This window comes from Micrococcus sp. Mcc28 (assembly GCF_024519775.1).
Taxonomy (GTDB): Bacteria; Actinomycetota; Actinomycetes; order Actinomycetales; family Micrococcaceae; genus Micrococcus; species Micrococcus luteus.
Map to the genome: position 1 here is coordinate 160,626 of NZ_JALJRH010000002.1, position 22,440 is coordinate 183,065.

The 22,440-nt window shown below is 74.2% G+C and carries 18 protein-coding genes and 1 riboswitch; of the genes, 12 read left to right on the plus strand and 6 right to left on the minus strand.

Annotated features, from left to right (window positions below; all coding sequences use genetic code 11):
• Positions 1 to 73: 73 nt before the first annotated feature.
• From NR073_RS01740 to NR073_RS01750, 3 genes are read right to left on the minus strand one after another with little or no spacing between them, the layout of a single operon-like run.
• Positions 74 to 2,086 carry an FMN-binding glutamate synthase family protein gene (locus NR073_RS01740; protein WP_256748556.1) on the minus strand — a complete coding sequence of 671 codons (2,013 nt, stop codon included), beginning with the start codon at positions 2,084 to 2,086 and terminating at the stop codon, positions 74 to 76.
• 13 nt (positions 2,087 to 2,099) lie between these two features.
• Entirely contained in the window at positions 2,100 to 2,681 is a 582-nt protein-coding gene (locus tag NR073_RS01745) for a thioesterase family protein (RefSeq protein WP_036338752.1), read from the minus strand.
• A gap of 19 nt (positions 2,682 to 2,700) precedes the next feature.
• A complete protein-coding gene (locus NR073_RS01750) occupies positions 2,701 to 6,345 on the minus strand; it encodes a bifunctional proline dehydrogenase/L-glutamate gamma-semialdehyde dehydrogenase (protein WP_256748557.1) in 3,645 nt (1,214 codons plus the stop codon).
• A gap of 131 nt (positions 6,346 to 6,476) precedes the next feature.
• Here NR073_RS01750 and NR073_RS01755 point away from each other — a divergent pair, with 131 nt between their 5' ends.
• Positions 6,477 to 7,526 (plus strand): agmatine deiminase family protein, encoded by a 1,050-nt coding sequence (locus NR073_RS01755; protein WP_256748558.1) that lies wholly within the window; start codon positions 6,477 to 6,479, stop codon positions 7,524 to 7,526.
• Here NR073_RS01755 and NR073_RS01760 read toward each other — a convergent pair.
• A complete protein-coding gene (locus tag NR073_RS01760) occupies positions 7,492 to 8,778 on the minus strand; it encodes an AI-2E family transporter (RefSeq protein WP_060973500.1) in 1,287 nt (428 codons plus the stop codon). The genes NR073_RS01755 and NR073_RS01760 overlap by 35 nt on opposite strands.
• Positions 8,779 to 8,824: 46 nt before the next feature.
• Positions 8,825 to 8,930, plus strand: a riboswitch (TPP riboswitch).
• Between the two features lie 66 nt (positions 8,931 to 8,996).
• Here NR073_RS01760 and NR073_RS01765 point away from each other — a divergent pair.
• The 7 genes from NR073_RS01765 (at position 8,997) to NR073_RS01795 (ending at position 16,650) form a co-directional block, all read left to right on the plus strand.
• On the plus strand, positions 8,997 to 10,061 hold the full coding sequence (locus NR073_RS01765; protein WP_060973499.1) for a thiamine ABC transporter substrate binding subunit: 1,065 nt from the start codon (positions 8,997 to 8,999) through the stop codon (positions 10,059 to 10,061).
• A complete protein-coding gene (locus tag NR073_RS01770) occupies positions 10,061 to 11,791 on the plus strand; it encodes an iron ABC transporter permease (RefSeq protein WP_060973498.1) in 1,731 nt (576 codons plus the stop codon). Before NR073_RS01765 ends, NR073_RS01770 begins: the two co-directional genes overlap by 1 nt.
• Entirely contained in the window at positions 11,791 to 12,492 is a 702-nt protein-coding gene (locus NR073_RS01775; protein ID WP_036316162.1) for an ABC transporter ATP-binding protein, read from the plus strand. The genes NR073_RS01770 and NR073_RS01775 overlap by 1 nt, the downstream gene beginning before the upstream one ends.
• Complete coding sequence (locus NR073_RS01780; RefSeq protein WP_036316161.1) at positions 12,489 to 12,995, plus strand: TetR family transcriptional regulator; 507 nt, start codon at positions 12,489 to 12,491, stop codon at positions 12,993 to 12,995. Before NR073_RS01775 ends, NR073_RS01780 begins: the two co-directional genes overlap by 4 nt.
• Positions 12,996 to 13,207: 212 nt before the next feature.
• Entirely contained in the window at positions 13,208 to 14,560 is a 1,353-nt protein-coding gene (locus NR073_RS01785; protein WP_256748559.1) for an RNase H family protein, read from the plus strand.
• Between the two features lie 61 nt (positions 14,561 to 14,621).
• Positions 14,622 to 16,064: a sodium:alanine symporter family protein gene (locus tag NR073_RS01790; protein WP_036317627.1), complete on the plus strand. Its 1,443-nt coding sequence runs from the start codon at positions 14,622 to 14,624 to the stop codon at positions 16,062 to 16,064.
• 190 nt (positions 16,065 to 16,254) lie between these two features.
• On the plus strand, positions 16,255 to 16,650 hold the full coding sequence (locus tag NR073_RS01795) for a hypothetical protein (protein ID WP_036317637.1): 396 nt from the start codon (positions 16,255 to 16,257) through the stop codon (positions 16,648 to 16,650).
• Between the two features lie 138 nt (positions 16,651 to 16,788).
• Here NR073_RS01795 and NR073_RS01800 read toward each other — a convergent pair whose 3' ends face one another.
• The gene (locus tag NR073_RS01800; protein ID WP_036317625.1) at positions 16,789 to 17,043 is read right to left on the minus strand and encodes a DUF6480 family protein; all 255 of its coding nucleotides are present in this window, start codon (positions 17,041 to 17,043) and stop codon (positions 16,789 to 16,791) included.
• Positions 17,044 to 17,301: 258 nt separating this feature from the next.
• Between NR073_RS01800 and NR073_RS01805 the strand changes: the two genes are divergently transcribed.
• The 4 genes from NR073_RS01805 to NR073_RS01820 all read left to right on the plus strand — a co-directional run bounded on the left by NR073_RS01805 (position 17,302) and on the right by NR073_RS01820 (position 22,131).
• The gene (locus NR073_RS01805) at positions 17,302 to 18,450 is read left to right on the plus strand and encodes an acetyl-CoA C-acetyltransferase (RefSeq protein WP_036317622.1); all 1,149 of its coding nucleotides are present in this window, start codon (positions 17,302 to 17,304) and stop codon (positions 18,448 to 18,450) included.
• 20 nt (positions 18,451 to 18,470) lie between these two features.
• The gene (locus NR073_RS01810) at positions 18,471 to 20,069 is read left to right on the plus strand and encodes a fatty acyl-CoA synthetase (protein ID WP_135019280.1); all 1,599 of its coding nucleotides are present in this window, start codon (positions 18,471 to 18,473) and stop codon (positions 20,067 to 20,069) included.
• Entirely contained in the window at positions 20,066 to 21,268 is a 1,203-nt protein-coding gene (locus NR073_RS01815; RefSeq protein ID WP_135019279.1) for an acyl-CoA dehydrogenase family protein, read from the plus strand. The genes NR073_RS01810 and NR073_RS01815 overlap by 4 nt, the downstream gene beginning before the upstream one ends.
• Before the next feature lie 62 nt (positions 21,269 to 21,330).
• Positions 21,331 to 22,131 (plus strand): enoyl-CoA hydratase/isomerase family protein, encoded by an 801-nt coding sequence (locus NR073_RS01820; protein WP_135019278.1) that lies wholly within the window; start codon positions 21,331 to 21,333, stop codon positions 22,129 to 22,131.
• A gap of 75 nt (positions 22,132 to 22,206) precedes the next feature.
• Here NR073_RS01820 and NR073_RS01825 read toward each other — a convergent pair whose 3' ends face one another.
• A complete protein-coding gene (locus tag NR073_RS01825; RefSeq protein ID WP_002857973.1) occupies positions 22,207 to 22,416 on the minus strand; it encodes a hypothetical protein in 210 nt (69 codons plus the stop codon).
• Positions 22,417 to 22,440 lie beyond the last annotated feature (24 nt).

Here is a 22,440-nt window from a genome sequence, read left to right on the forward strand (position 1 = left end):
CATGGGCGCCCGGGGGCGTCGTGTGAGGTGGATTTCCCGCCTCGAAAGGGGCGGGGGTGACTGCGGGGGCGGGTCAGCCGACGCGGCCCTCGCCGCGGTGCTCGCCCTCCACGCGGCCGGTGGTCCCCCGCTGGGTGACCTCCTCGCCGTCCTGGCGCTCGGGCCGCTCGCCGGCCTCCGCCGGCAGGCCCTCGTTCTCGTCGGTGGGCGTCTCGCCGGCGGTGGCGGCGGGTGCCGGATCCTGCGGGGCCCGACGACGGCCGCCGTGCGGGGACAGCGACTCACCCTCACCCAACGAGCTGACGCGCGGCATCGGCGACGTCGTCAGCGGCACGGACTCGGTCTGCCGGGCGTCGACGAGCGTGGAGCCCGTCCCGGAGATTGGGGAGCCCTGCACGGGGGCGCCGGCCGCCTCGCGGCCCGGGATCAGCAGCTCGGAGCGCCACTGGGGGTCGCGCTCGGTGAGGTAGTCCACGCGGGCGTGCTCGCCGAAGTGGTCCGCGTCCGCCTCCTCCCAGTCCATGGCCCAGCCGGCGGGCGGGTCGTTGAGCAGCTCGTCCGTGCGCAGCCAGTGGTAGATGGACGCGTACGAGCGGGTGCTCAGGTGGTCCACGCGGCGGCGCAGCATGCGGGTGTTCAGCTGGGACGGATGCGTCAGGCCCATGGACGCCATGATCTGCACGGCCTCGCGCACGGTCAGGCGGTGGTAGTTGAAGACGCGGTTGCCCTTGTCCTCCACGTCGAGGGCGCGCATCAGACGCGGGTCCTGCGTGGCCACCCCCACGGGGCACTCGTTCGTGTGGCACTTCTGCGCCTGGATGCACCCGGTGGCCATCATCATCGCGCGGGCGGACATGGTGAAGTCCGCGCCCTGGATCAGACGCTTGACGATGTCCGAACCGGTGGCGACCTTGCCGGCCGCGCCGAGCTTGATCATGTGGCGCAGGCCGGTGCCCACGAGCGCGTTGTGCACGAGCATGAGGCCCTCGGTCAGCGGGGTGCCCACGCGGTCCGAGTACTCGAGCGGGGCGGCGCCGGTGCCGCCCTCGGAGCCGTCCACGATGATGAAGTCGGGGGCGATCCGCTCCTCCCAGATGGCCTTGGTCATGGCCAGCACGTCCACGCGGGAGCCCACGCAGAACTTGATGCCGATCGGCTTGCCGTCCGAGAGCTCACGGAGCTGCTCGATGAACCTGACCATCTCGCGCGGGGTGCGGAACGCGGAGTGGGACGCCGGGGACAGGCAGTCCTTGTCCATCGGGATCTCACGGGCCTCGGCGATCTCGGGGGAGATCTTCTCCTTGGGCAGCATGCCGCCCAGGCCGGGCTTCGCGCCCTGGGAGATCTTGATGGTGATGCCCTTGACCTCGGGCAGCAGCGCCTTCTCGGCGAACTTCTCCGGGCTGAAGGTGCCGTCCTCGTTGCGGCAGCCGAAATAGCCGGAGCCGATCTCCCAGAACAGGTCCGCGCCGTTGCCGCGGTGGTACTTGGTGAGGCCGCCCTCGCCGGTCTCGTGGATGAACCCGCCCAGGCCGGCGCCCTTGTTCATGGCGATCACGGCGTTGGCGGAGAGGGAGCCGAAGGACATGGACGAGATGTTCATCAGCGAGATGTCCACGGGTCGGCGGCAGTCCGGGCCGCCGATCCGCACCGTGGGGGGCTCCTCCGGCGGGTTGACCGGGGCGGTGGAGTGCAACAGGAACTCGTAGCCGATCTCCGAGGTGTCCCGCTCGGTGCCGAACGCCTTGTGGCTGTCCAGTCCCTTCGCACGGGCGTAGACGATCGAGCGGGTGTCCCGGTCGAACGGCTTGCCGTCGAAGTTGCGCTCGATGAAGTACTGCTGGATCTCGGGGCGGATCGACTCCAGCAGGTACCGCATGTGGCCGAGCACGGGGTAGTTGCGGAGGATCGCGTGCCGCTTCTGGGTCATGTCCCACACGGCGAGCACGAGCAGCGCCACCAGGAGCACCGCCAGCACCCACCACGCGCCGCCGCCGATGGCGGCCACCAGCACGACGACGAGCGCGGCCAGCGAGAGGGTCGCGACGATCAGGAGTCTGTTGTTCACCCGACCATCGTGCCCCATATCACTCGAACGTTCATCCTCGCCGCACTGTATCGAGGTCCCACGTGTGGGGCAGGGGCGTCCGGGCCGACGGCAGGGCCACGCTGCGCCGCCACTCGTGCAGCCACTCCGGCAGCGTCGGCTCCCCCGCGAGGTCGTGGCCGGCCGCCGCCGCGATCGCCCGGACCTCGTCGTTCTCCACGGGGCGGCCGTCCTTCGTGCGCAGGCGCGTGCAGATGTACGCGCGCACCGCGACGTCGCCGTCGACCACGACGCGCTGCTCGAACCACACTGCGCGCTCATCCAGGCCGATCATCCGCGTCTCCACGTCGAACCGCTGCCCCAGGGTCACCGAGCGGCGGAACGCGATCTGCTCGGCCTGCACCACAGGCGTCCAGCCGCGACGGCGGATCTCGTCCCACAGGCCGGTGCGGACCATCGCGTCGAAGCGGCCGAGGTCGAACAGCCCGAAGTACTGGCCGTTGTTGACGTGCAGGGCCATGTCCACGTCCGTGGGCAGGGCGCGCATCGGCAGCGTCGTCGGCTCCCAGAGTCCGGCGCGCGGGCGGCGACGCGCGCGGGCGACGACCCAGATCGTGCGGGGGATCAGATGCATCGGATGTTCCTCCTCGGGGTCACAGGACCCCCTCGGTCAGATGGTCCGGCGTGCCGAACCGGTGGGCGGTCACGGACACGGCCTGTTCGTGCAGGAACGGCAGCAGCTCCACCTCGCCGGCGCTCACCACGGGGCCAGCGTAGACCGCCACGTCGGGGGTGTCGCCGAGCGCCGCGTGGAGCGCGCTCCGCGCCGCCTCGGCCGCCTCCCGGTCGCCGGCCCAGTCGGCGACGAGCCGGATCCGTGCGTCGCCGCCGCCCTCCGCTGCGGGCGGGATGAGGGCCAGCCGCCGGGCGCGGTCGTGGAACGCGGCGTCATCCTCGACGACGACGTCCACCGGCGCGGCCGTGCCGGCACCCTCCGTGCGGGCGGACCGGACCAGCTCCTCCACCCGGCCGCGCACGGCCTCGGCCGAGAGTCCGTCCGTATCGGGCCCCTCCGCGGTGGGGGTCGGGCGCAGGCTCACGGTCATGGGCGCCCCGGCGCGCAGGCCGGCGGAGACGATGCGCAGCAGGTGGTCGGCGGGCCCCGAGTGCCGGCGCACGAGGACCGGGGTGGGGACGTGACGCAGCACGTTCCGCTCGGCCTCGAGCGCGGAGACGTCCGTGGCCACCCCGAACACGGTGGTCCACGCGTGGGTGTCGAGGGCGCGGGCGGTCTCGAGCCAGGACGCGCCCGCACCGTCGGCCTCGGCCCCGGGCCGCCCCTCTCCCCCGGCCCACGTGGGCGCGTCCTCCCAGTCCACGAGGCCGTGCAGGTAGTGCGGCCCGCCGGCCTTCGTGGTGGGGCCGACGACGGAACGCTTCCAGCCGCCGAAGGGCTGGCGGCGCACGATGGCCCCGGTGATGCCGCGGTTCACGTAGAGGTTGCCGGCGCGCACGCCGCGCAGCCACACGTCGATCTCCTCCCGGTCCAGCGAGTGCAGCCCGGAGGTGAGGCCGTAGTCCACGGCGTTCACGATCCCGATCGCCTCCTCGAGCGTCTCGGCCGTCATCACGGCCAGCACGGGGCCGAAGTACTCGGTGAGGTGGGCGTCGGCGCCGGGTCGTACGCCGGAGCGGATGCCCGGGCTCCACAGGCGACCCGTCTCGTCCAGCTGCCGCGGGCGCAGGGCCCACCGCTCCCCCGGGCCGAGCTCGGTGAGCCCGCGGCGCAGCTTCTCGCCGGGGGCCTCGATCACGGGGCCCATCTCGGCGCGCGGGTCCGCGGGGTGCGCCACGTGCAGGGACGAGGCGGCGTCCAGCAGCTGCCGGTGGAAGCGCTCGGAGGTGCCCACGGAGCCGACGAGCACCACGAGGGAGGACGCCGAGCACTTCTGGCCGGCGTGACCGAACGCGGACTGGACCACGTCCTTCGTGGCCAGGTCCAGATCCGCGGACGGGGTCACGATCACGGCGTTCTTGCCGGAGGTCTCGGCGAGCAGGTGCAGGTCGGGGCGCATCCCCTTGAACAGCCGTGCGGTGTCCCAGCTGCCGGTGAGGATGAGCCGCTCGACGGCCGGGTCGGTCACGAGCGCCGCGCCGACCTCCGCCTCGTCCTCGTCCGCCAGCGTCACCAGGCGCACGAGGTCCGCGGGGTCGTGCCCGGCGAGCGGGCCGCGGTCGTCGAACAGCCCCGAGTCCCGCAGCCCGGCCACGATCAGCTCCCACGCGACCGCGCCCGTCCGCTCGGACTGCGGGGCCGGCTTGAACACCACGGGCGAGCCGGCCCCGAGCGCGGCGAGGACGCCCCCGACCGGGATGGCCACGGGGAAGTTCCACGGCGGGATCACCAGGGTCAGGCGGACGGGCACGGCGCGGGCGCCCTCCACCGCGTCCAGGCCGCGTGCCAGGCGCGCGTAGTAGTGCGCGAAGTCCACGGCCTCGGAGACCTCGGGGTCGCCCTGGTCCAGGGTCTTGCCGGTCTCGGCGGCGGCCACCTCCAGCAGGCGGGCCCGGCCGGCGTGCAGGGCCCGTCCGACGGCGTCCAGCGCGTCGGCGCGCTCGTGGCCGGTGAGCGCGCCCCAGCGGGCGCCGGGGTCGGCGGTGGCGGCGATGGCGGCACGGGCGTCGTCGGCCGTGGTGGCGCGGTGGGCGCGGACGGTGTCCGCCCCGAGGGCCGAGCCCGGGACGGCCGCGAGGATCCGGCGGGCCCACTCCCGGTTGCCGGGCAGCGCGGGGTCCGTGTCCGGGGTGTTGGCGAAGCCGTCCACGGGGGCGGGGGTCGGCCCGTCCTCCCCACGGGACCGGTCCTGGACGCGGTTCGGACGGGGCACGGCCGCGTCCAGGTGGCGCAGCGAGGCGCGGAAGCGCTCCTCCTCGCGCGCGAACAGGTCCGCATCCGCGTCCAGGTCGAACACGGCGGACATGAAGTTCTCCGGGGAGGCGCCCTCCTCGAGGCGGCGCACGAGGTAGGAGATCGCCACGTCGAACTCCTCGGGCCGCACCACGGGCGTGTAGAGCAGCAGGGCGCCGACGTCGGCCCGGACGGCGGCGGCCTGGCCGGTGGCCATGCCGAGCAGCATCTCGAACTCCACGGCGGCCGGGTCGAGGCCGCGGCGCTCGATCAGCCGGTGGGCCAGGGCGACGTCGAAGAGGTTGTGCCCGGCCACGCCGATGCGCACGTGGGCCAGATGCTCCGGGGTGAGCGCGTAGTTGAGCACGCGCTTGTAGTTGGTGTCCGCCTCCTGCTTCGAGCCCACCGTGGCCAGCGGCCAGCCCGTGAGGGAGGCCTGCATCCGCTCCATGGGCAGGTTGGCGCCCTTGACCACGCGCACCTTGACCGGGGCGCCGCCGGCGGCGACGCGGCGCGCGGCCCACTCCTGCAGGCGCACCATGGCCGCGAGCGCGTCCGGCAGGTAGGCCTGCAGCACGATGCCGGCCTCGTAGTCGCGCAGGCCCGGCTGCTCGAGCAGGGCGGTGAACACGTTGAGCGTGAGGTCGAGGTCGCGGTACTCCTCCATGTCCAGGTTGATGAAGGTGTCCCGGTCCCGGGCGAGCTCGAACAGCGGGGTGAGCCGCTCGGTGATGTCCGCGACGGCCTCGTCGAACGCGTAGGGCGCGTGCGGGGCGGTGGCGGCGGAGACCTTCACGGACACGTAGTCGACGTCGTCGCGGCGGATCAGCGCGGCGATGCCCTCGAGCCGGCGGTCCGCCTCGCCCTGGCCGAGGATCGCCTCGCCCAGCAGGTTGATGTTCAGCCGGGTGTGCTCGTCGCGCAGGGCCGCGATGGCCTTGCCGAGCTGTCGGTCCCGCGCGTCGACGATCAGGTGGGAGACCATGTGCCGCAGCACGCGGCGGGCCGTGGGGACGGCGATGCGCGGCACGAGCGGGGCGGCGCGGCCGCCGACGCCGAGGACGGCGCGCAGGGCCGGGGGCAGGAAGCCGGGGGCGCGACCGGCGAGCTCCCGCAGCGCCCGGGCGGCGATCGCGGGGTCCTCGGGACGGACCACGTGGTCCACGAAGCGCACGATGAAGTCGAGGCCGCCCGGCTCCTTCAGGGCGCCCGCCAGCTGGCGGGCCGCGAAGTCGGCCTCATGGTCGCGGGACTCGGCGAGCCAACGCCGCACCTGCGCGACGGCGTCGTCGGCGAGGGCGTGCAGGTCGGCGGGGTCGGGGATCCCGCCGGTCGCGCCGAGGACCCGGTCGAGATCGTCGTGGTCCTGGGCGGAGAACATCGCGGTCATGGCCGCACTCTGCACGTGTGCCGGGTCACAGGTCAAACCGCCGCGGCTTCCTGTCAGACGCCTATGCTCGATGGACATCCCCTCGCCGCGCGCCCGCGCGTCGCCGCCGTCTTCCCAGGAGCCCGTCCGCCATGGCCGCCGCCGACCCCGTCCCCACCGACGCGCGGGAGCGCCGGGACGTCGTCGTGCCCGTGCCCGGACCCGAGGATCCGCCCGAGCGGGCCTGGCTCGTCCTGCCCCACCGCCACCCGGTGCCGACGCTGTTAGACGAGACGCGGGACGCCGTCGTGGGCCTGGCCGAGACGCTCGCCGCCGTGCTGCCGGTCACCGTGCTCGCCCACCCGCGCGACGCCGGGGCGGCGCGGCTGGTGCCCCCGGAGGTGGACCTGCTGCGCGCGCCCGTGGGCTCACCGCTGCTGGGCCGCACCGGGCCGAGCTTCATCCGCCGCCCCGAGGGCCTGGCCGCCGTCGCCTGGCGCAGCGCCGCGGGACTGACCGGGACCGGGCCGCTCGACGGCGCGGCCGCGACGGCCGTGGCGGAGGCGGCGGGACTGCCGCTGCTCACCCCCCTGCTGTGCGCCCCGCGCGGGGCCTGGGTGAGCGACGGCGAGGGGACGGCCGTGGTGGCCGCGGACCCCGTGCTGGACGGGCGGATCAACGGCGCGTGGACCCCCGGCCAGGTGGCCGCCGAGTTCGCCGCCCTGCTGGGGATCACCCGGGTGCTGTGGGTGCCGCCGGCACCGCGGCCGGACACCGGGCCGTGGGGCGGGCCCGGCCACCTGGCCTCGTGGGTGCGGCTGGGGGGCGACGGCGAGGCCGCCGTGCACTGGCGCGGCGACCGGTTCCACCCCGAGCACCCCTACGCGGCGGCGGCGCTGCGCTTCCTGCAGGGCGCCGACGACGCCGCCGGCCGGCCCCTGCGCGTGCGCACGGTGACCGGGGCGGCGCAGCCCGCCGCGTACGACCCGGCCGAGCGGGGCCCCCGCTCCCTCCTGGACACGCTGCCGCTGGGCGCTGCGGTGCTGCGGCCGGCGTTCGAGGACGCCGCGGGCGAGGAGGCCGCGGCCGCCGCGTGCGCGGCACTGCACCCGGGGCTGCCCCAGCTGTCGTTCCCCGCCCCGCCGCTGCTGCGGCTGGCCGGCGCGCTCAACGACCTGGTGCTGCTCCAGCCCCGCCCGTGACCTCGTCCGTCGCGGGACCGTCGTCGTCCCCGCCGTCCGCCGAGGCGCGGTCCTCATCTCCCCCGTGCGCGTCGGATCGCCAGGCCGCCGGGCGCAGCCGTTCCAGGAGCGAGGACTGACGGCGCTCCATCCCCTTCAGGTCCGAGGCGATGAGCGCGTTGATCCAGCGGGCGTTCGGGTCGGCGTCGATCAGCACGGCCTTGGCCAGCAGCGTGCAGGGCAGCGCGAGGATCGCGCCGAGCGGGCCGAGGACCCAGGCCCAGAAGAGCAGGGAGAGGAAGCTGACGGTGGGGATCACGCCGATCGCGTCGCCGGCCACCTTGGGCTGGATCACGGACTGCAGCACGAAGTTCAGCACCGAGTAGCTGACCACCACCCACAGGAAGTCGGACCAGCCGCCCGCCGCCAGGCCCAGGACGGCCGGCGGCAGCAGGCCGATGATGAAGCCGATGTTCGGGATGTAGTTGGTGAGGAAGCTGAGCACGCCCCACACGAGCGCGAGCGGCACGCCGATCAGCATGAGGGCGATCACGTCCAGCACCGCCACGATCAGGCCGAACACCGTGGTGACCACCCAGTAGCGGCGCACGCCCTGGGCGAACTCGACCAGGGCGTGGCCGAACTCGTGGCGGGCGGTGCTGAGCAGGCGGACGCGGCGTTCGACGTCCATCGAGTCCATCGCCAGGAAGAACATGCCCATGATCACGGTGACGAGCAGACCGAAGACCGCGTAGACGTTCGTGGCGATCTTCGTGATGGCGCTGACGGCCGTCCCGGTCACGGTGCTCATGTCGATCGAGGCCAGCTGCTGGGACACCATGTCCGGGGTCACGCCGCGCTCGTTGAGCCAGTGCGAGACGTCCAGGACGATCTGCTGGAAGCGGTCCGCGTACTTCGGCAGCTCCGCCACCAGCTCGAGGCCGGACCACACCATCATGCCCCCGAACACGGCCATCACCGCGACGACCAGCAGGACGGTGGTGGCGGCCCCGAGCACGGGGTGCAGGCCCCGGCGGATGAGCCAGGCCTGCAGGGGGTAGGCCACGATCACGAGGTTCAGCCCCAGGAAGACGGGCGCCGCTATGGAGGCGATCCCCTGGAAGAACTGCACCACCAGCACCAGGCCCGCGAGCGTCAGGACGATCACCAGCATGCGCGGCCACATGCGGTGGGGGCGGCGGATGTCCCAGTCGGAGGCGGGGCTGGACGAGGCGGGCGGCGGGGTCACCCCCGCGGGCTGTGCGGCGCTCACGCGGGCAGTCTATGCGCGGGCCGGACGGGGTAGGGTCGGGACCAGTCCACATCGACAGGGGAGCGCCCGCGCGGCGCTGAGAGTGCGGTCCGCCGCAGACCCTCGAACCTGCGCCGGTCCGCACCGGCGAAGGAAGTCGAGTCTCCCGGTCGACGTCGTCCCGGGATTCCGGTGGCGGCCTCGTCCCGGCCCCTCTGCCGTCCCAGAGGAGAACCGCCATGTCCCGCACCCCGCACCGCGCCCTCGCCGCCCTCTCAGTGGCCGCCCTCGCCCTCACCGGCTGTTCGGTGTCCGGCTCGTCCGGCGACGGGGCGTCGTCGTCCGCCGCCGGCGCCGGCGGCGAGCCGACGACGGTGACGATCATGACGCACGACTCGTTCAACCTGCCCCAGGAGCTCGTCCAGAAGTTCGAGCAGGAGTCCGGCTACACCCTGAAGACGACGGCCCCCGGCGACGCCGGCAGCGTGGTGAACCAGCTCCTGCTGGCCAAGGACGAGCCCACCGTGGACGGCGTCTACGGCGTGGAGGACCACTCGGCGCACCGCCTCGTCCGCGAGGGCGTCGTCGCCGAATACACCCCGCAGGACCTGCCCGCCTCCGCACAGGACCGGATGGTGGAGGACCGCATGACCCCGGTGGACCAGGGCCAGGTGTGCTTCAACACGGATCCGGCATGGTTCGAGGCCCACGACGTCGAGGCCCCCACCTCGATCGACCAGCTCGACGACCCCGAGTACGCGAAGCTGACGGTCGCCACCTCCCCCGTGGCCTCCTCCCCCGGCCTGGCGCTGCTCGCGGCCACCACGGAGAAGTACGGCGACGACGGCTGGCAGGACTGGTGGCAGGGCCTGATGGAGAACGGCGGCAAGATCGCCGACAGCTGGTCCGACGCCTACAACTCGGACTTCTCCGGCGGCGAGGGCAAGGGCCAGTTCCCGGTGGTGCTCTCCTACTCCTCCTCCCCCGCGTTCGCCCCCGAGACCGAGGTGATCGAGGACTCCTGCACCCCGCAGGTCGAGTACGCCGGCGTGCTCGAGGGCGCGAAGAACCCCGAGGGCGCACAGGCGTTCGTGGACTTCCTGCTCACCGAGGAGGTCCAGTCCGCCCTGCCCGAGTCGATGTACATGTACCCGATCGACGAGTCGGTGCAGCTGCCCGAGGAGTGGGCGCAGAACGCGCCGCTCGTCGAGGACGCCATCACCCCGGACCCCGCCCGCATCGACGAGCGCCGCGAGGACCTGCTGAAGGAGTGGACCGCCCTGGCCGAGGCCTCCCGGCGCTGATGTCCGCGCTCACCGAGGTCGCGGCCCCCGGCACGGACCTGCCGCGCCGGCGGGCCCGCGGCCGGGGGGACGGGCTCGGCCCGTGGTGGCTGGTGGCCGCCGTCCTGCCGGTCGCCTTCCTGCTCGTCTTCTTCGCGTGGCCCGTGGCGGCCATGCTCTGGCGCGGGATCGGCGGCGACGCCGACGCGTTCACCGGCGCCGTGGACCTCACCGCCTTCAGGGAGACCCTCGCCCGCGAGCGCACGTGGCGCATCCTCGGCCAGACGCTCGGGATGGCCGCCGCCGGCACGGTGGTCTCGGTGGCGCTCGGCCTGCCGACCGCGTTCGTGCTGCACCGGCGTCGCGTCCCGGGGCGGGCCGTGCTCCGCGCCCTCGTGCTCGTGCCGTTCGTGCTGCCCACGGTGGTGGTCGGCGTCGCGTTCCGCGCCCTGCTCGCCCCCGGCGGACCGCTGGGCTTCACCGGGCTGGACCAGACGACCACCGCCGTCGTGCTGGCCATGGTCTTCTTCAACGTGTCCGTGGTGGTGCGCCAGGTGGGCGCGCTGTGGAACGCGCTCGACCCGCGCCAGACCGAGGCCGCCCGCACCCTGGGCGCCTCGCCGTGGCGGGCGTTCCGCACCGTGACGCTGCCCCAGCTCGCCCCGGCGATCGCCGCGAGCGCGGCGCTGGTGTTCCTGTTCTGCGCGTCCGCGTTCGGCATCGTCCAGACGCTCGGCCGGCCCGGCTACGGCACGCTCGAGTCGGAGATCTGGGTGCAGACCTCCGTCTACCTGGACCTGCGGACCGCGGCGGTGTTCTCCGTGCTGCAGTTCGCGGTGGTGCTGGCCGCCGTCGTGGTCTCCGGCGTGACGGCGGCGCGCACCCAGCGGGCGCTGCGCCTGCGGGAGACGCCGCCGGCCCGGCTCACGCGCGCGGACGCGGTCCCGGTGGCCGTGATGCTCGCGGTGGTGGCGCTCGTGGTGGCGCCGATCCTGACGCTCGTGGTGCGCTCCTTCCACACCCGCCACGGCTGGGGGCTGGGCAACTATCGGCTGCTGTCCACGAGCGCGGGCAGCGGGTTCGTGGGCGGGTCGACGCCGGCCCAGGCGCTCGAACAGTCCCTGCGGGTGGCCGTGGACGCCACGCTCGTGACGCTCGTGGTGGCCGTGCCGCTGGCCCTGCTGCTGACCCGGCCCTTCCGTTCACGCGCGGCGCTGGTGGCCCAGCGGGCCCTCGACGGCGCCCTGCTCCTGCCGCTCGGCGTGTCCGCGGTGACCGTGGGCTTCGGCTTCGTCGTGTCCCTGCGGGCCGCGTTCCCGGAGCTGGCGGCCTCGGGCGTGCTCGTGCCACTGGCCCAGGCGGTGGTGGCGCTGCCGCTCGCGGTGCGGGCGCTCGTGCCCGTGCTCGCGGCGGTGGACCCGCGGCTGCGGGAGGCCGCACGCACCCTCGGGGCGGGCCCGTGGCGGGTGCTGGCCACCGTGGACGGCCCGTTCCTCGCCCGCGGCGTGGGCGTGGCCGCGGGCTTCGCCTTCGCGGTGTCCCTGGGCGAGTTCGGGGCCACGAGCTTCCTGGCGAGCCCGTCCGCGCCCACCCTGCCGGTGCTGATCGCCCGGCTGCTGGGCCGGCCGGGCGCGGACAACTACGGGATGGCGCTCGCGGCGGCCACGGTGCTGGCCGTGCTGAGCGCCGGGATCATGCTGGTGTGCGAGCGGCTGCGCCCCCGGGGCCCGGCCGGGGCGGGAGGTCTGTGATGACGCCGACGACGACGGGGGCCTCCCTCCGGCTGCGGGATGTGGCGATCCGCTATCCGGACGGCTCCACCCCCGTGCGGGGGACGGACCTGGACGTGGCCGCCGGGGAGATCGTGGCGCTCGTGGGCGCCTCCGGCTCGGGCAAGTCCACGATCCTGCGCGGGATCGCCGGGCTCGAGGACGTCGTGGCGGGCACGGTGGAGCTCGACGGGCGGGACGTGGCGGCGGTGCCGACGCACCGCCGGGGCGTGGGGATGGTGTTCCAGGACGGGCAGCTGTTCCCGCACCGGACCGTGGGCCGGAACGTGGCGTACGGCCTCGAGTCCGCCGGCTGGGACCGGGCCCGGCGGCGGGCACGCGTGGCCGAGCTGCTGGACCTGGTGGGCCTGACCGAGCTCACGGACCGGCCTGTGCAGCGGCTCTCCGGCGGGCAGGCCCAGCGCGTGGCGCTGGCCCGGTCGCTGGCCCCGGCCCCGCGGGTGCTCCTGCTGGACGAGCCGCTGTCCGCGCTCGACGCGGACCTGCGCCGGCGCCTGGCCGAGGACATCCGGGCGGTGCTGCGGGCGGCGGGGACGACCGGCGTCGTCGTCACCCACGACCTCGCGGAGGCCGCCGTGATGGCCGACCGCACCGTGCGCCTCGGCGCGGGGGGACGCATCGCGGCGGAGGAGGACGGCCCGGCGGTAGCCTCTCAGGCATGACCCCGCCCGCACCCCGCCCCCGGCTGACCGCCCAGGACGTGGTGGACGCCGCCGTCGGGATCCTGCAGGACTTCGGCATGGGCGACCTGTCCATGCGGCGCGTGGCCGGGGTGCTGGGCGTGCAGGCCTCCGCGCTGTACTGGCACGTGCCGGACAAGCAGTCACTGCTGGCGCGGGTGGCGGACCGGATCGTCGCCGAGGCGGAGGAGACCGTGCGCGCCCGCCGCGTCACGGACCTGGCGGGCCGCGCCGAGGCCGCGGAGGCCGCCCTGCTGCGGCACCGGGACGGGGCGGACGTGGTGCTCTCCGCCCTCGCGCTCGGGCTGGGCGGCCTCGGCCTGCACCGTCTGCTCACCGAGGCGGCGGACACCCCGGAGGACGGGGAGCGGGCCCTGGCGCTGCTGCTGGGCACCGTGTCCCTGCGGCAGCAGCGCGCACAGGCGCAAGCGCTCGGCGTGGCGACCGGCCCGGACGTGCAGCGGCACCGCACGGACCCGCTCTGACCCCTCGTCCGACGCCGCCGCGCGGGAGGCCGAGGAGAGGAGACCTGCCTCCTCACAGGTGCGCTCGGTAAGGTCGCCCAGAGCAGAACAGGTCGGGACGGGTCGTCCCCTTCGTCCACGGCGATCCCGCCCGACCGCCGCAGTACCAGCATGGCCCGCCGGACCCGGCTCACAGTTCCGGCGCGGTCCCCTTCGACACAGCCGGCGAAGCCATGGGAGCACGGATCAACCACCCGCGGACGGTCGTGGACCGGACGCTGCATCACGACGTCGAGCCCGCACACCCCGCGGCGCTCGTCGACGTGGGCTGGGACTTCCGTGGCCCGGGCGCCAAGGCGGAGGAGCAGCACCGCCCGCTGCGCGTGGTCCGTGCCCGCCGGCCTCGGGGCACCCCGCGGGACCGGAACGGCGTCGACCTCACGCGCACCGGCCCCGTCGTCCCCCGCCCCTCCCCGCCGCGCACCCGGATCCGCCGGGACGGCGTCCGCGTGGTGGCCAGCCCGCTGGCCATGCTGCCCGGCGTGGACCACGGCCCCGCCCTCCGCCTGGACCTGCATCCGACGACGGGGGGCATCGTCTACGTGGCCCGCGAGCTTGAGCTGCGCGAGCTCGGCGACGACGTCCGCGGCCACGTCTACACCGGGATGGTCGGCACGGCGCATCTGAGCGTCTTCTGGTCCACCGTCACCGTCGACCTGCCACCGGAGCGCCCGGTGATCGTGCGGCTGCGCTCGGACCGGGACGCCGAGCTGCTCTCCCTGCTCGAGGTCCTCGCCCCCGTGGACACGCGCGTGGTCTCCTACCGGCTCGACGAGTCCCCCGTGGGCACGCAGCGCTCCAGCTACCTGCTGCCGGACGTGGACCCGGAGACGGTCGCCCAGACGGGCGCGGCCCGGATCCCGCTCGAGGCCATCGAGGCCGCCCAGGAGGAGGAGGACGCGCTGCGCCGCTCCTCCGGCGTCTTCCTCTCCCGCCGCCGCACGGACCGCTTCCTGCGCCGCAACCTGCCCGGGGTGACCCACAGCCTCACGTTCGCGGACGAGGCGGACGTGACGGACGTGTACGTGGACGGCTCCGTGCTGCGCGGCTCCCGCATCGGCGGGGCGGCCGCCGTCGCCGGGCCGAGCATGTGGGCCGTGCAGGCCGTGGCCGGGGCCACGATGCCGCTCGAGGTGGAACTCGAGGCGCTCGTGCTGGGGCACGTGATCTGCGCGTGGGCGGGCACCCCCGGCGGCCGGGTCACCATCCACTCGGACTCGCGCACCGCGCTGGCCCTGCTCAACGCCGCCCGCCGCGAGCGGCTCACCCTCGGCGGCGCCCGGGGCGAGCGCATCCGCCGCACCCTGCGGCGCCTGCTGGCCGCCGTCGACCTGGCGCAGGCCGCGGACGTCCAGGTGGACACCACGTGGGTCAAGGGCCACGTGGGCGTGCACGGCAACGAACTGGCCGACGACCTCGCCCGGGCCGCCGCCCGCCACGCCAGCGTCGGCACCCCCGAGGGGGACCTGCCCGAGCGGATGGGGCAGCTGATCCAGCTCCGCGTCGAGGACGACGCCGCCGGCTGACCCCGGCCCCCGATTCCCCGTCCTCCGCCCCAGCCTCTAGGGTGGGGCTGTGGAAGCGACAGTGGAACAGATCACAGCGGCCATCACGGCCCTCAACGACAAGTACTGGTACGTCGTGATGGCGCTGCTCTTCGTGGCCGGGGTGTGGTTCACCATCCGGACCGTGGGCGTGCAGGTGCGCATGCTCCCGGAGATGCTGCGGTCGGTGACGGCCAAGTCCCAGACCGGGTTCGAGAACGACGGCGTGAGCCCGTTCCGCGCCTTCACCATCTCGGCGGCCTCGCGCGTGGGCACCGGCAACGTGGCCGGCGTGGCGATCGCGATCGTGATCGGCGGCCCGGGCGCCGTGTTCTGGATGTGGCTGCTGGCGATCATCGGCGGCGCCACCGCGTTCGTCGAGTCCACGCTGGCCCAGCTGTACAAGCAGAAGGGCTCGGACGGCTACTTCGGCGGCCCCGCGTACTACATCCGCGACGGCCTGGGCGCGAAGTGGCTGGCGGCCGTGTTCGCCGTCGCCATCACCGTGACCTACGGCTTCGTGTTCAACGCCGTGCAGTCCAACTCGATCTCCGAGTCCGTGCAGGCCAACTGGGGCGCGTCCTCCACCACCGCGTGGATCGTGGGCCTGGGCCTGGCCGCCCTCACCGGCCTCGTGATCTTCGGCGGCGTGCGCCGGCTCTCGGCCGTGACCAACGTGCTGGTCCCCGTGATGGCCACGTTCTACATCTTCCTGGCCCTGATCGTGATGGTCGTCAACATCACCGAGGTCCCGGGCATGATCGCGCTGATCGTGGGCCACGCGTTCGGCCTGCGCGAGGTCGCGGGCGCCGCCGTCGGCATGACGATGGTGATGCAGGGCGTGCGCCGCGGCATGTTCTCCAACGAGGCCGGCATGGGCTCCGCCCCGAACGCCGCCGCCACCGCGGCCGTCTCCCACCCGGCCAAGCAGGGCTTCGTGCAGTCCCTGGGCGTCTACTTCGACACCCTGATCGTGTGCTCGGCCACCGCGTTCGTCATCCTGCTCTCCAACCCGGCCTACGGACGCGGGGAGGCGATCGGCATGCAGGTGACCCAGGGTGCGCTCCAGCAGGCCGTGGGCGCGTGGGCCGGCCCGGCGCTGACCGTCATCATCTTCTTCCTGGCCTGGTCCTCCGTGCTGGGCAACACCTACTACGGCGAGGCCAACATCCGGTACCTGGCCGGCCGCCACGCGGGCCCGGCCATCACCGTGTTCCGCGTGCTCGTGCTGGTGTGCGTGGTCGGCGGCGCGCTCGGCTCCGTGGCGCTGGTGTGGAACCTCGCGGACACGTTCGCGGCCCTCATGGCGACCATCAACCTCGTGGCGATCATCCCGCTGGGCGGGCTGGCCGTGAAGCTGCTCCGGGACTACGAGCGCAAGCTCAAGGCGGGCATGAATCCGGGCTTCCACATCTCCGACCTGCCCGAGGCGCGGAACGTGGCCCTCTGGAGGGACGAGCCGAAGACCTCCCCGCTCCAGGACTGACGCCCCCGCCCGCGCGTTTCGAGGCGGGATATCGACCCCATCCGGCTGCCGCGGGCGGCCGTGGGGTGGATATCCCGCCTCGATGCATGAGGAGGCCCGGTCTGGACACCGTGCGGGGGTCGGCGCCTAGGTTGAGGCGCACCCGACCGGCCACGCACGAGTGGCCGGCACGACGTCCGAGGAGGACACCATGGGCATCCTCTCCAGCCTCACCCGCACTCTCGGCGGCGGTGGCCGCCGCTCCAGCCGACCCACCATCGGTGCGCACATCGGCCGGTCCCCCGGCTTCGGCCGGCAGGCCCGCTCTCAGGGACGCCGGTCCAGCGGCCTGGGCGGTGCCCTCCTGGGCACGCTCGGCGGTCTGGCGCTGCGTGAGCTCTCGCGCCGCGGCGCCGGAAGCACGACGCGCGGGCGCAGCTCCGGTGCGTACCGCGGCGGCTTCGGGCCCTCGGCCCGGTCCACGGGCGGCCTCGGCACCGGCCTGCTGGGCGGGCTGCTCGGCGGGGCCCTCGCCTCCCGCGGCCGGTCCGGTGCCGCCGGCCGACGCACGGCGGGTGGCCGCCGGACCATGGGCGGCGGCTTCTGACCGCTGCGACGGTGCGGAGTCGCCGCTGAACGGCATCACCGCGGAGCGGACACGACCACGGGGCGGGCACCGACGGATCGGTGCCCGCCCCGTGGTCGTGGTGTGCCGGTGGCGTGCCCGAGGGGTCTGCGCCGCGGCTCAGCCGAGGCCGGCGACGCGGCCCAGGATGAACAGCAGGACGCCGATGACCACGAGGGCGATGATCAGCCCGAGCACGATCTTGCCCGCCGAGCGCTCGCCGGTCTGCTCCACGTCCATGCCCGGGTTGCTCGGGCCGACGCCTGCGCCCTCGGCTGGGGGCGTGTCGCCGTCGAACGCGGCACCGGAGGTCTCGTCCGTCGCCTCGCGTGCGCGCCGGGCGTCCTGGGGGTCGGGGGTGTGCGGGGTGGCCATGGCCGGTTCCTCTCGTCTCGGCGGCACGGGTGCATGCCGCTGGTCCTTACGCTAGGCCCGGGGCAGGGGGTCCTGACCAGGGTATGGCGACGCCCGCCCCAGCGCTTTCGTAGCCGAAACGGCGCGCCCCGAGCCGCTTTCGTTGACGAAACGGCGCTCCTCCACGCCGCCGCGACGGATCCCGTCACACTCTTGATCGTTGGATGTCCAAGCAATAGCGTGATCGGCGTCACGTCCCCGCCGTCCGGAGGAGCCCCCATGCCCGAGGCCTACATCATCGACGCCGTCCGCACCCCCGTGGGTCGCCGAGGGAAGGGGCTCGCCGGTGTGCATCCCCTCGACCTGGCGGCCGCGCCGTTGCGCGAGCTCGTCGGCCGCCAGGACATCGACTCAGCCGAATACGACGAGGTCATCCTCGGCTGCATCGACCAGCTCGGCCCGCAGGCCATGGACGTGGCGCGCAACGCCTGGCTCGCGGCCGGGCTCTCCGAGGACGTCCCCGGCACCACGGTCGAACGCCAGTGCGGCTCCGGCCAGCAGGCGGTCCACTACGCCGCGCAGGCCGTCATGAGCGGGACGGCGGACCTCGTCGTCGCCGGTGGCGTCCAGTCCATGAGCGCGATCCCGCTCTCCCGGTCCAACACGGCCGCCCGCGATCTCGGCTTCCCCGACCCGTTCACCGGCTCCGAGTCCTGGGCCGCCCGCTACGGGAGCGAGGAGATCTCCCAGTTCCGCGGGGCCGAGATGATGGCCCGGCACTGGAACCTGGACCGTGACGCCCTGGAGGAGTTCGCGGTGCGCTCCCACGAGCGTGCGCTCGCCGCCCAGGCCGACGGTCGCTTCGACCGCGAGATCCTACCCCTCGCCGGCCTCACCGCGGACGAGGGCCCCCGCACCCCGGACGCCACGAAGATCGCCTCGCTCGACCCGATCGTCCCCGGCGGGCTGCACACCGCCGCCACCGCCTCCCAGATGTCCGACGGCGCGGCCGCCCTCCTGCTCGCCTCCGAGGAGGCGGTGCGCCGCCACGGCCTCACCCCGCGAGCCCGCATCCACCACCTCTCCGCCCGCGGCGCCGACCCCGTCATGATGCTCTCCGCCCCGATCCCGGCGACGGCGTACGCGCTCGACCGCATGGGCCTGACCATCGACGACATGGACCTCGTGGAGATCAACGAGGCGTTCGCCGCCGTCGTGCTGGCCTGGTTGACCGAGACCGGCGCCGATCCGGCGAAGGTCAACGTCAACGGCGGGGCGATCGCCCTGGGCCACCCCATCGGCGCCACCGGCGCCCGCCTGATGACCTCCCTGCTGCACGAGCTCGAGCGCACGGGCGGCCGCTACGGCCTGCAGACCATGTGCGAGGGCGGCGGCCAGGCCAACGTCACCGTGATCGAACGTCTCTGACCCATCCCCCGGAGGTTTCCATGCCCGACCAGATCACCCACCCCACCGACGCCGGCCACCTCTCCCCCGCCCCGGAGGACACGATCGGCCGCGTGTTCGCACGCGCGGTCGCCCGCTCCCCGCAGGCCGTCGCCCTGCGCTTCGAGGACCGCGACTGGACCTACGCCCAGCTCCGGGACGGAGCGCACCGCGTGGCCCGCCGCCTCCAGGACACCGGCCTGCCGGCCGGCACCCGGGTGGCCGCCTACGCCACCAACTCGGACGCCTACGCGCTGCTCTTCCTCGCCTGCGTCACGGCCGGCTACGTGCACGTGCCCGTGAACTTCGCGCTCAAGGGCGGCGAGCTCGCCCACGCCCTCGAGGACTCCGGCGCGGAGCTGCTCGTGGCCGACGCCGGCATGCTCGAGCGGGTCGACCAGGTCCGGGCCGAGGGCCGCGCGTCGGCTCTGCGGCACGTGTGGACCATGCTCCCCGCCGGCCACGCCGAGCCCTCCGTGCTTCAGACCGCCCAGGACGAGACGTTGGACGCCGCCGCCCCGGAGGCGGAGGTGTCGGCCACCGACCTGGCCCAGCTGCTCTACACCTCCGGCACCACCTCCACCCCCAAGGGCGCCATGATGTCCCACCGGGCGCTCGTGGCGGAGTACCTCTCCTCGATCATCGCGCTGGACTTCACGGCCGAGGACCGCCCCCTGGTGGCCATGCCGCTGTACCACTCGGCCGCGATGCACGTGTTCCTGCTCCCCTACCTGAGCCTCGGCGCCACGGTGCGCCTGCTGGCCGCCCCGGACATCCCCCGGATGCTCGAGCTCGTGGAGACCGAGCACATCGGCTCCCTGTTCCTGGCGCCCACCGTCTGGGTGCCGCTGGCGAACCATCCGGACCTGGCCACGCGTGACCTCTCCTCGCTGCACAAGGCCCAGTACGGGGCCTCGATCATGCCGGTGACCGTGCTGCAGCGCCTCCGTCAGAGTCAGCCGGGCATCGGCTTCTACAACTGCTTCGGCCAGTCCGAGCTGGGCCCGCTGTGCACCGTGCTGCGCCCCGAGGAGCACGACGCGCGGCCGGCCTCATGCGGCCGCCCCGTGTTCCACGTGGAGGCGCGGGTGATGACGGCCGACGGCGCCCCCGCCGCGCCCGGCGAGCCCGGCGAGATCCAGTACCGCTCGCCGCAGCTGCTCTCCGGCTACTGGAACCGCCCGGACGCCACCGCGGACGCCTTCACCGACGACGGCTGGTTCCGCTCCGGCGACCAGGTCACCCAGGACGCGGCCGGCTACATCCAGGTGGTGGACCGCATCAAGGACGTCATCAACACGGGCGGCGTGCTGGTCGCCCCGCGGGAGGTCGAGGACGCGATCTACGAGCTCGACGAGGTGGCCGAGGTCGCCGTCATCGGCCTGCCGGACGAGCGCTGGATCGAGGCGGTGACCGCCGTCGTCGTGCTCAAGGAGGGCGCCGAGCTGACCGCGGAGACCGTGCGCGCCCACGTGAAGGAGCGGCTGGCGGGCTTCAAGGTGCCCAAGCGCGTGGACTTCGTGGCGGAGCTGCCGCGGAACCAGTCGGGCAAGCTCCTCAAGCGCGCGCTGCGCGCCGAGCGGACGCAGGAGGCCCGGTGACGCGCACGCAGAAGCCGACCTACGACGTCGTCACGCCCCTGGACGTCGACTACCTGGACGCGTTCGGGGAGGCCACGGACGAGGACCGCGCGCACTGGGACCGCGCCCGTGCCTACGGCCGGGAGGTGCTCGAGCGGATCGACGGGCACTGGGACCGGGCGGAGTACCCGTTGGACCTGGTGGCGCGGGCGGGCGAGCTGGACCTGCTCACCGACGGGCTGGAGGTGCCGGGGCACCCGGTGATGTCGCCGTTGGCCGCGGGCCTGGTGGCGATGGAGATCTCCCGGGCGGACGGGTCGATGGCCGCGGCTGCGGCCGTGCAGGGCGGGCTCGTGCTGCGCGCCCTGGTGCACTGCGCCGGCCCGGAGCAGAAGGAGCGGTACCTCGAGCCGGTGGCGCGCGGCACGCTGCCGGGCGGGTTCGCGCTCACGGAGCCGCTGCACGGTTCGGACTCGGTGTCCCTCGAGACGTCCGCGCGGCCCGACGGCGCCGGCGGCTGGGTGCTGAACGGCGCCAAGAAGTGGATCGGCAACGGGGCCGCCGGGGGCATCACGATCGTGTGGGCGCGCGACACCGAGGACGGCCAGGTCAAGGGGTTCGTGGTGGAGCAGTCCACGCCCGGCTACGAGGCCGAGGTGATCACGGGCAAGGGCGCGCTGCGGGCCATCCACCAGGCGGAGATCACGCTGACCGACGTGCGGGTCGGCGACGACGCCCGGCTGCCGGACGTGGCGACGTTCAAGGACGCCGCGCGCGTGCTGGTGGCCACCCGCGTGAACGTGGGCTGGTCCGCGCTGGGCCACGCCACGGCGATGTTCGAGGCCGCGCTCGCCTACGCCCGGCAGCGCGAGCAGTTCGGCAAGCCGCTGGGAGCGCACCAGATGGTGCAGGAACGGCTCGCGCAGATGCTGGACGAGGTGACCGCGATGCAGACCCGCTGCGTGGCCGTGGCCCGCCTGCAGGCGGCGGGGCGGCTGCGTGACGAGCAGGCCTCCCTGCTGAAGTACGCCTGCACCCGGGGTGCGCGGCGGGTGGCGCAGATCGCCCGGGACATGCTCGGCGGCAACGGCATCCTCCTGGAACACCGGGTGATGCGGCACTTCGCCGACGTCGAGGCGCTGCACACCTACGAGGGCACCGAGTCCGTGCAGGCGTTGATCCTCGGCCGGGACCTGACCGGGATGAGCGCGTTCGCGTGAGCCCCGGCCGGCCGCTCTCGTGCCCGGCACCCGCCCCCCACCTTCCGACCCCAGGAGCTGACATGAGCACCGCACCCACCCCTTCTTCCTCCGACGACGCCCCCGCCGTCCTCGTCGAGACGCGGCCCGGCGTCGTGCGGCTGACGCTGAACCGGCCCGCGAAGGGCAACGCGCTCGGACTGACGATGGCGCGCGAGGTGCTCGCGGCGATCGCCGCGGCCGAGGCGGACGAGTCCGTGCACGTGCTCACGCTGACCGGCGCCGGGCGGATCTTCTGCAGCGGCGGGGACGTCCAGGCCATGGCCGCCGCGCCTGCCGGGCCGGAGCGGCGCGCGATGATCCAGGAGCTCGGCGAGGCGGCGGGCGAGGTCGCGGTGGCGCTCACAGGCTCTCGCCTGCTGGTGCTGGCCGGCGTCAATGGGACGGCCGCCGGGGCGGGGCTCGGGCTCCTGCTGGGCGGCGACGTCGTGCTGGTGCGCGAGGACGCGCAGCTGGTGACGGCGTTCTCCGCGCTCGGGATGACACCGGACACGGGCGTGTCCTACTGGCTGCCGCGGGTGCTGGGGCCGGTGCGCGCGACGCAGCTGTTGCTCGGCGGGCGGCGCCTGAACGGGACCGAGGCCGTGGAGTGGGGCCTGGCGACCGAGGCGGTGGCCGGGGACGCGTTCGCGGCGCGTCTGGCGGAGCTCGAGGACGAGCTGGTGGCCGGTCCGGCGCACACCTATGGGCCGACGAAGGCGCTGGCGCGCGGGGCCGACGTCGAGGCGCTGCGTGCACACGTGCGGCAGGAGGCGGCGTCGATCGCGGCGGCGTCCGAGCACCTGGAGGCCGTGCGGTGGGTGGAGGCGTTCGCGGGCCGATGAGGGGCGGGCTGCAGCCCAGGCCGGCGGCGCTCCTCCACCGGGCCGACCCCGGTCAGGTCCGCGAGGGCGCGGAGGTCACTTGAACATCTTCAGGACGTCACCCAGGCCGACCGTGGTGCGCCGGTAGACGGCGTTGTAGGCGGCGCGCTTCGGATCGCGCAGCCAGCCCATCCCCTTGCGGCCGTAGCCGGGGATGACCTTGCGCTTGATCGCGCGCTTGGCGCGGCCCGTGGTGCGGGCCTTGATGGACTTCTTCAGGCTGGGCTTGCGGAGACCGATCTTCATGGGGCGAGCGTACTGGGTGGGGTG

Excerpts from the sequence above, each read along its gene's own strand:
- NR073_RS01785 (WP_256748559.1), top strand. The coding sequence starts at position 13,208 with ATGGGAGCACGGATCAACCACCCGCGGACGGTCGTGGACCGGACGCTG.
- NR073_RS01775 (WP_036316162.1), top strand. The coding sequence starts at position 11,791 with ATGACGCCGACGACGACGGGGGCCTCCCTCCGGCTGCGGGATGTGGCG.
- NR073_RS01800 (WP_036317625.1), bottom strand. The coding sequence starts at position 17,043 with ATGGCCACCCCGCACACCCCCGACCCCCAGGACGCCCGGCGCGCACGC.
- NR073_RS01765 (WP_060973499.1), top strand. The coding sequence starts at position 8,997 with ATGTCCCGCACCCCGCACCGCGCCCTCGCCGCCCTCTCAGTGGCCGCC.
- NR073_RS01750 (WP_256748557.1), bottom strand. The coding sequence starts at position 6,345 with ATGACCGCGATGTTCTCCGCCCAGGACCACGACGATCTCGACCGGGTC.
- NR073_RS01795 (WP_036317637.1), top strand. The coding sequence starts at position 16,255 with ATGGGCATCCTCTCCAGCCTCACCCGCACTCTCGGCGGCGGTGGCCGC.
- NR073_RS01770 (WP_060973498.1), top strand. The coding sequence starts at position 10,061 with ATGTCCGCGCTCACCGAGGTCGCGGCCCCCGGCACGGACCTGCCGCGC.
- NR073_RS01825 (WP_002857973.1), bottom strand. The coding sequence starts at position 22,416 with ATGAAGATCGGTCTCCGCAAGCCCAGCCTGAAGAAGTCCATCAAGGCC.
- NR073_RS01755 (WP_256748558.1), top strand. The coding sequence starts at position 6,477 with ATGGCCGCCGCCGACCCCGTCCCCACCGACGCGCGGGAGCGCCGGGAC.
- NR073_RS01820 (WP_135019278.1), top strand. The coding sequence starts at position 21,331 with ATGAGCACCGCACCCACCCCTTCTTCCTCCGACGACGCCCCCGCCGTC.
- NR073_RS01740 (WP_256748556.1), bottom strand. The coding sequence starts at position 2,086 with ATGGGGCACGATGGTCGGGTGAACAACAGACTCCTGATCGTCGCGACC.
- NR073_RS01805 (WP_036317622.1), top strand. The coding sequence starts at position 17,302 with ATGCCCGAGGCCTACATCATCGACGCCGTCCGCACCCCCGTGGGTCGC.
- NR073_RS01780 (WP_036316161.1), top strand. The coding sequence starts at position 12,489 with ATGACCCCGCCCGCACCCCGCCCCCGGCTGACCGCCCAGGACGTGGTG.
- NR073_RS01745 (WP_036338752.1), bottom strand. The coding sequence starts at position 2,681 with ATGCATCTGATCCCCCGCACGATCTGGGTCGTCGCCCGCGCGCGTCGC.
- NR073_RS01810 (WP_135019280.1), top strand. The coding sequence starts at position 18,471 with ATGCCCGACCAGATCACCCACCCCACCGACGCCGGCCACCTCTCCCCC.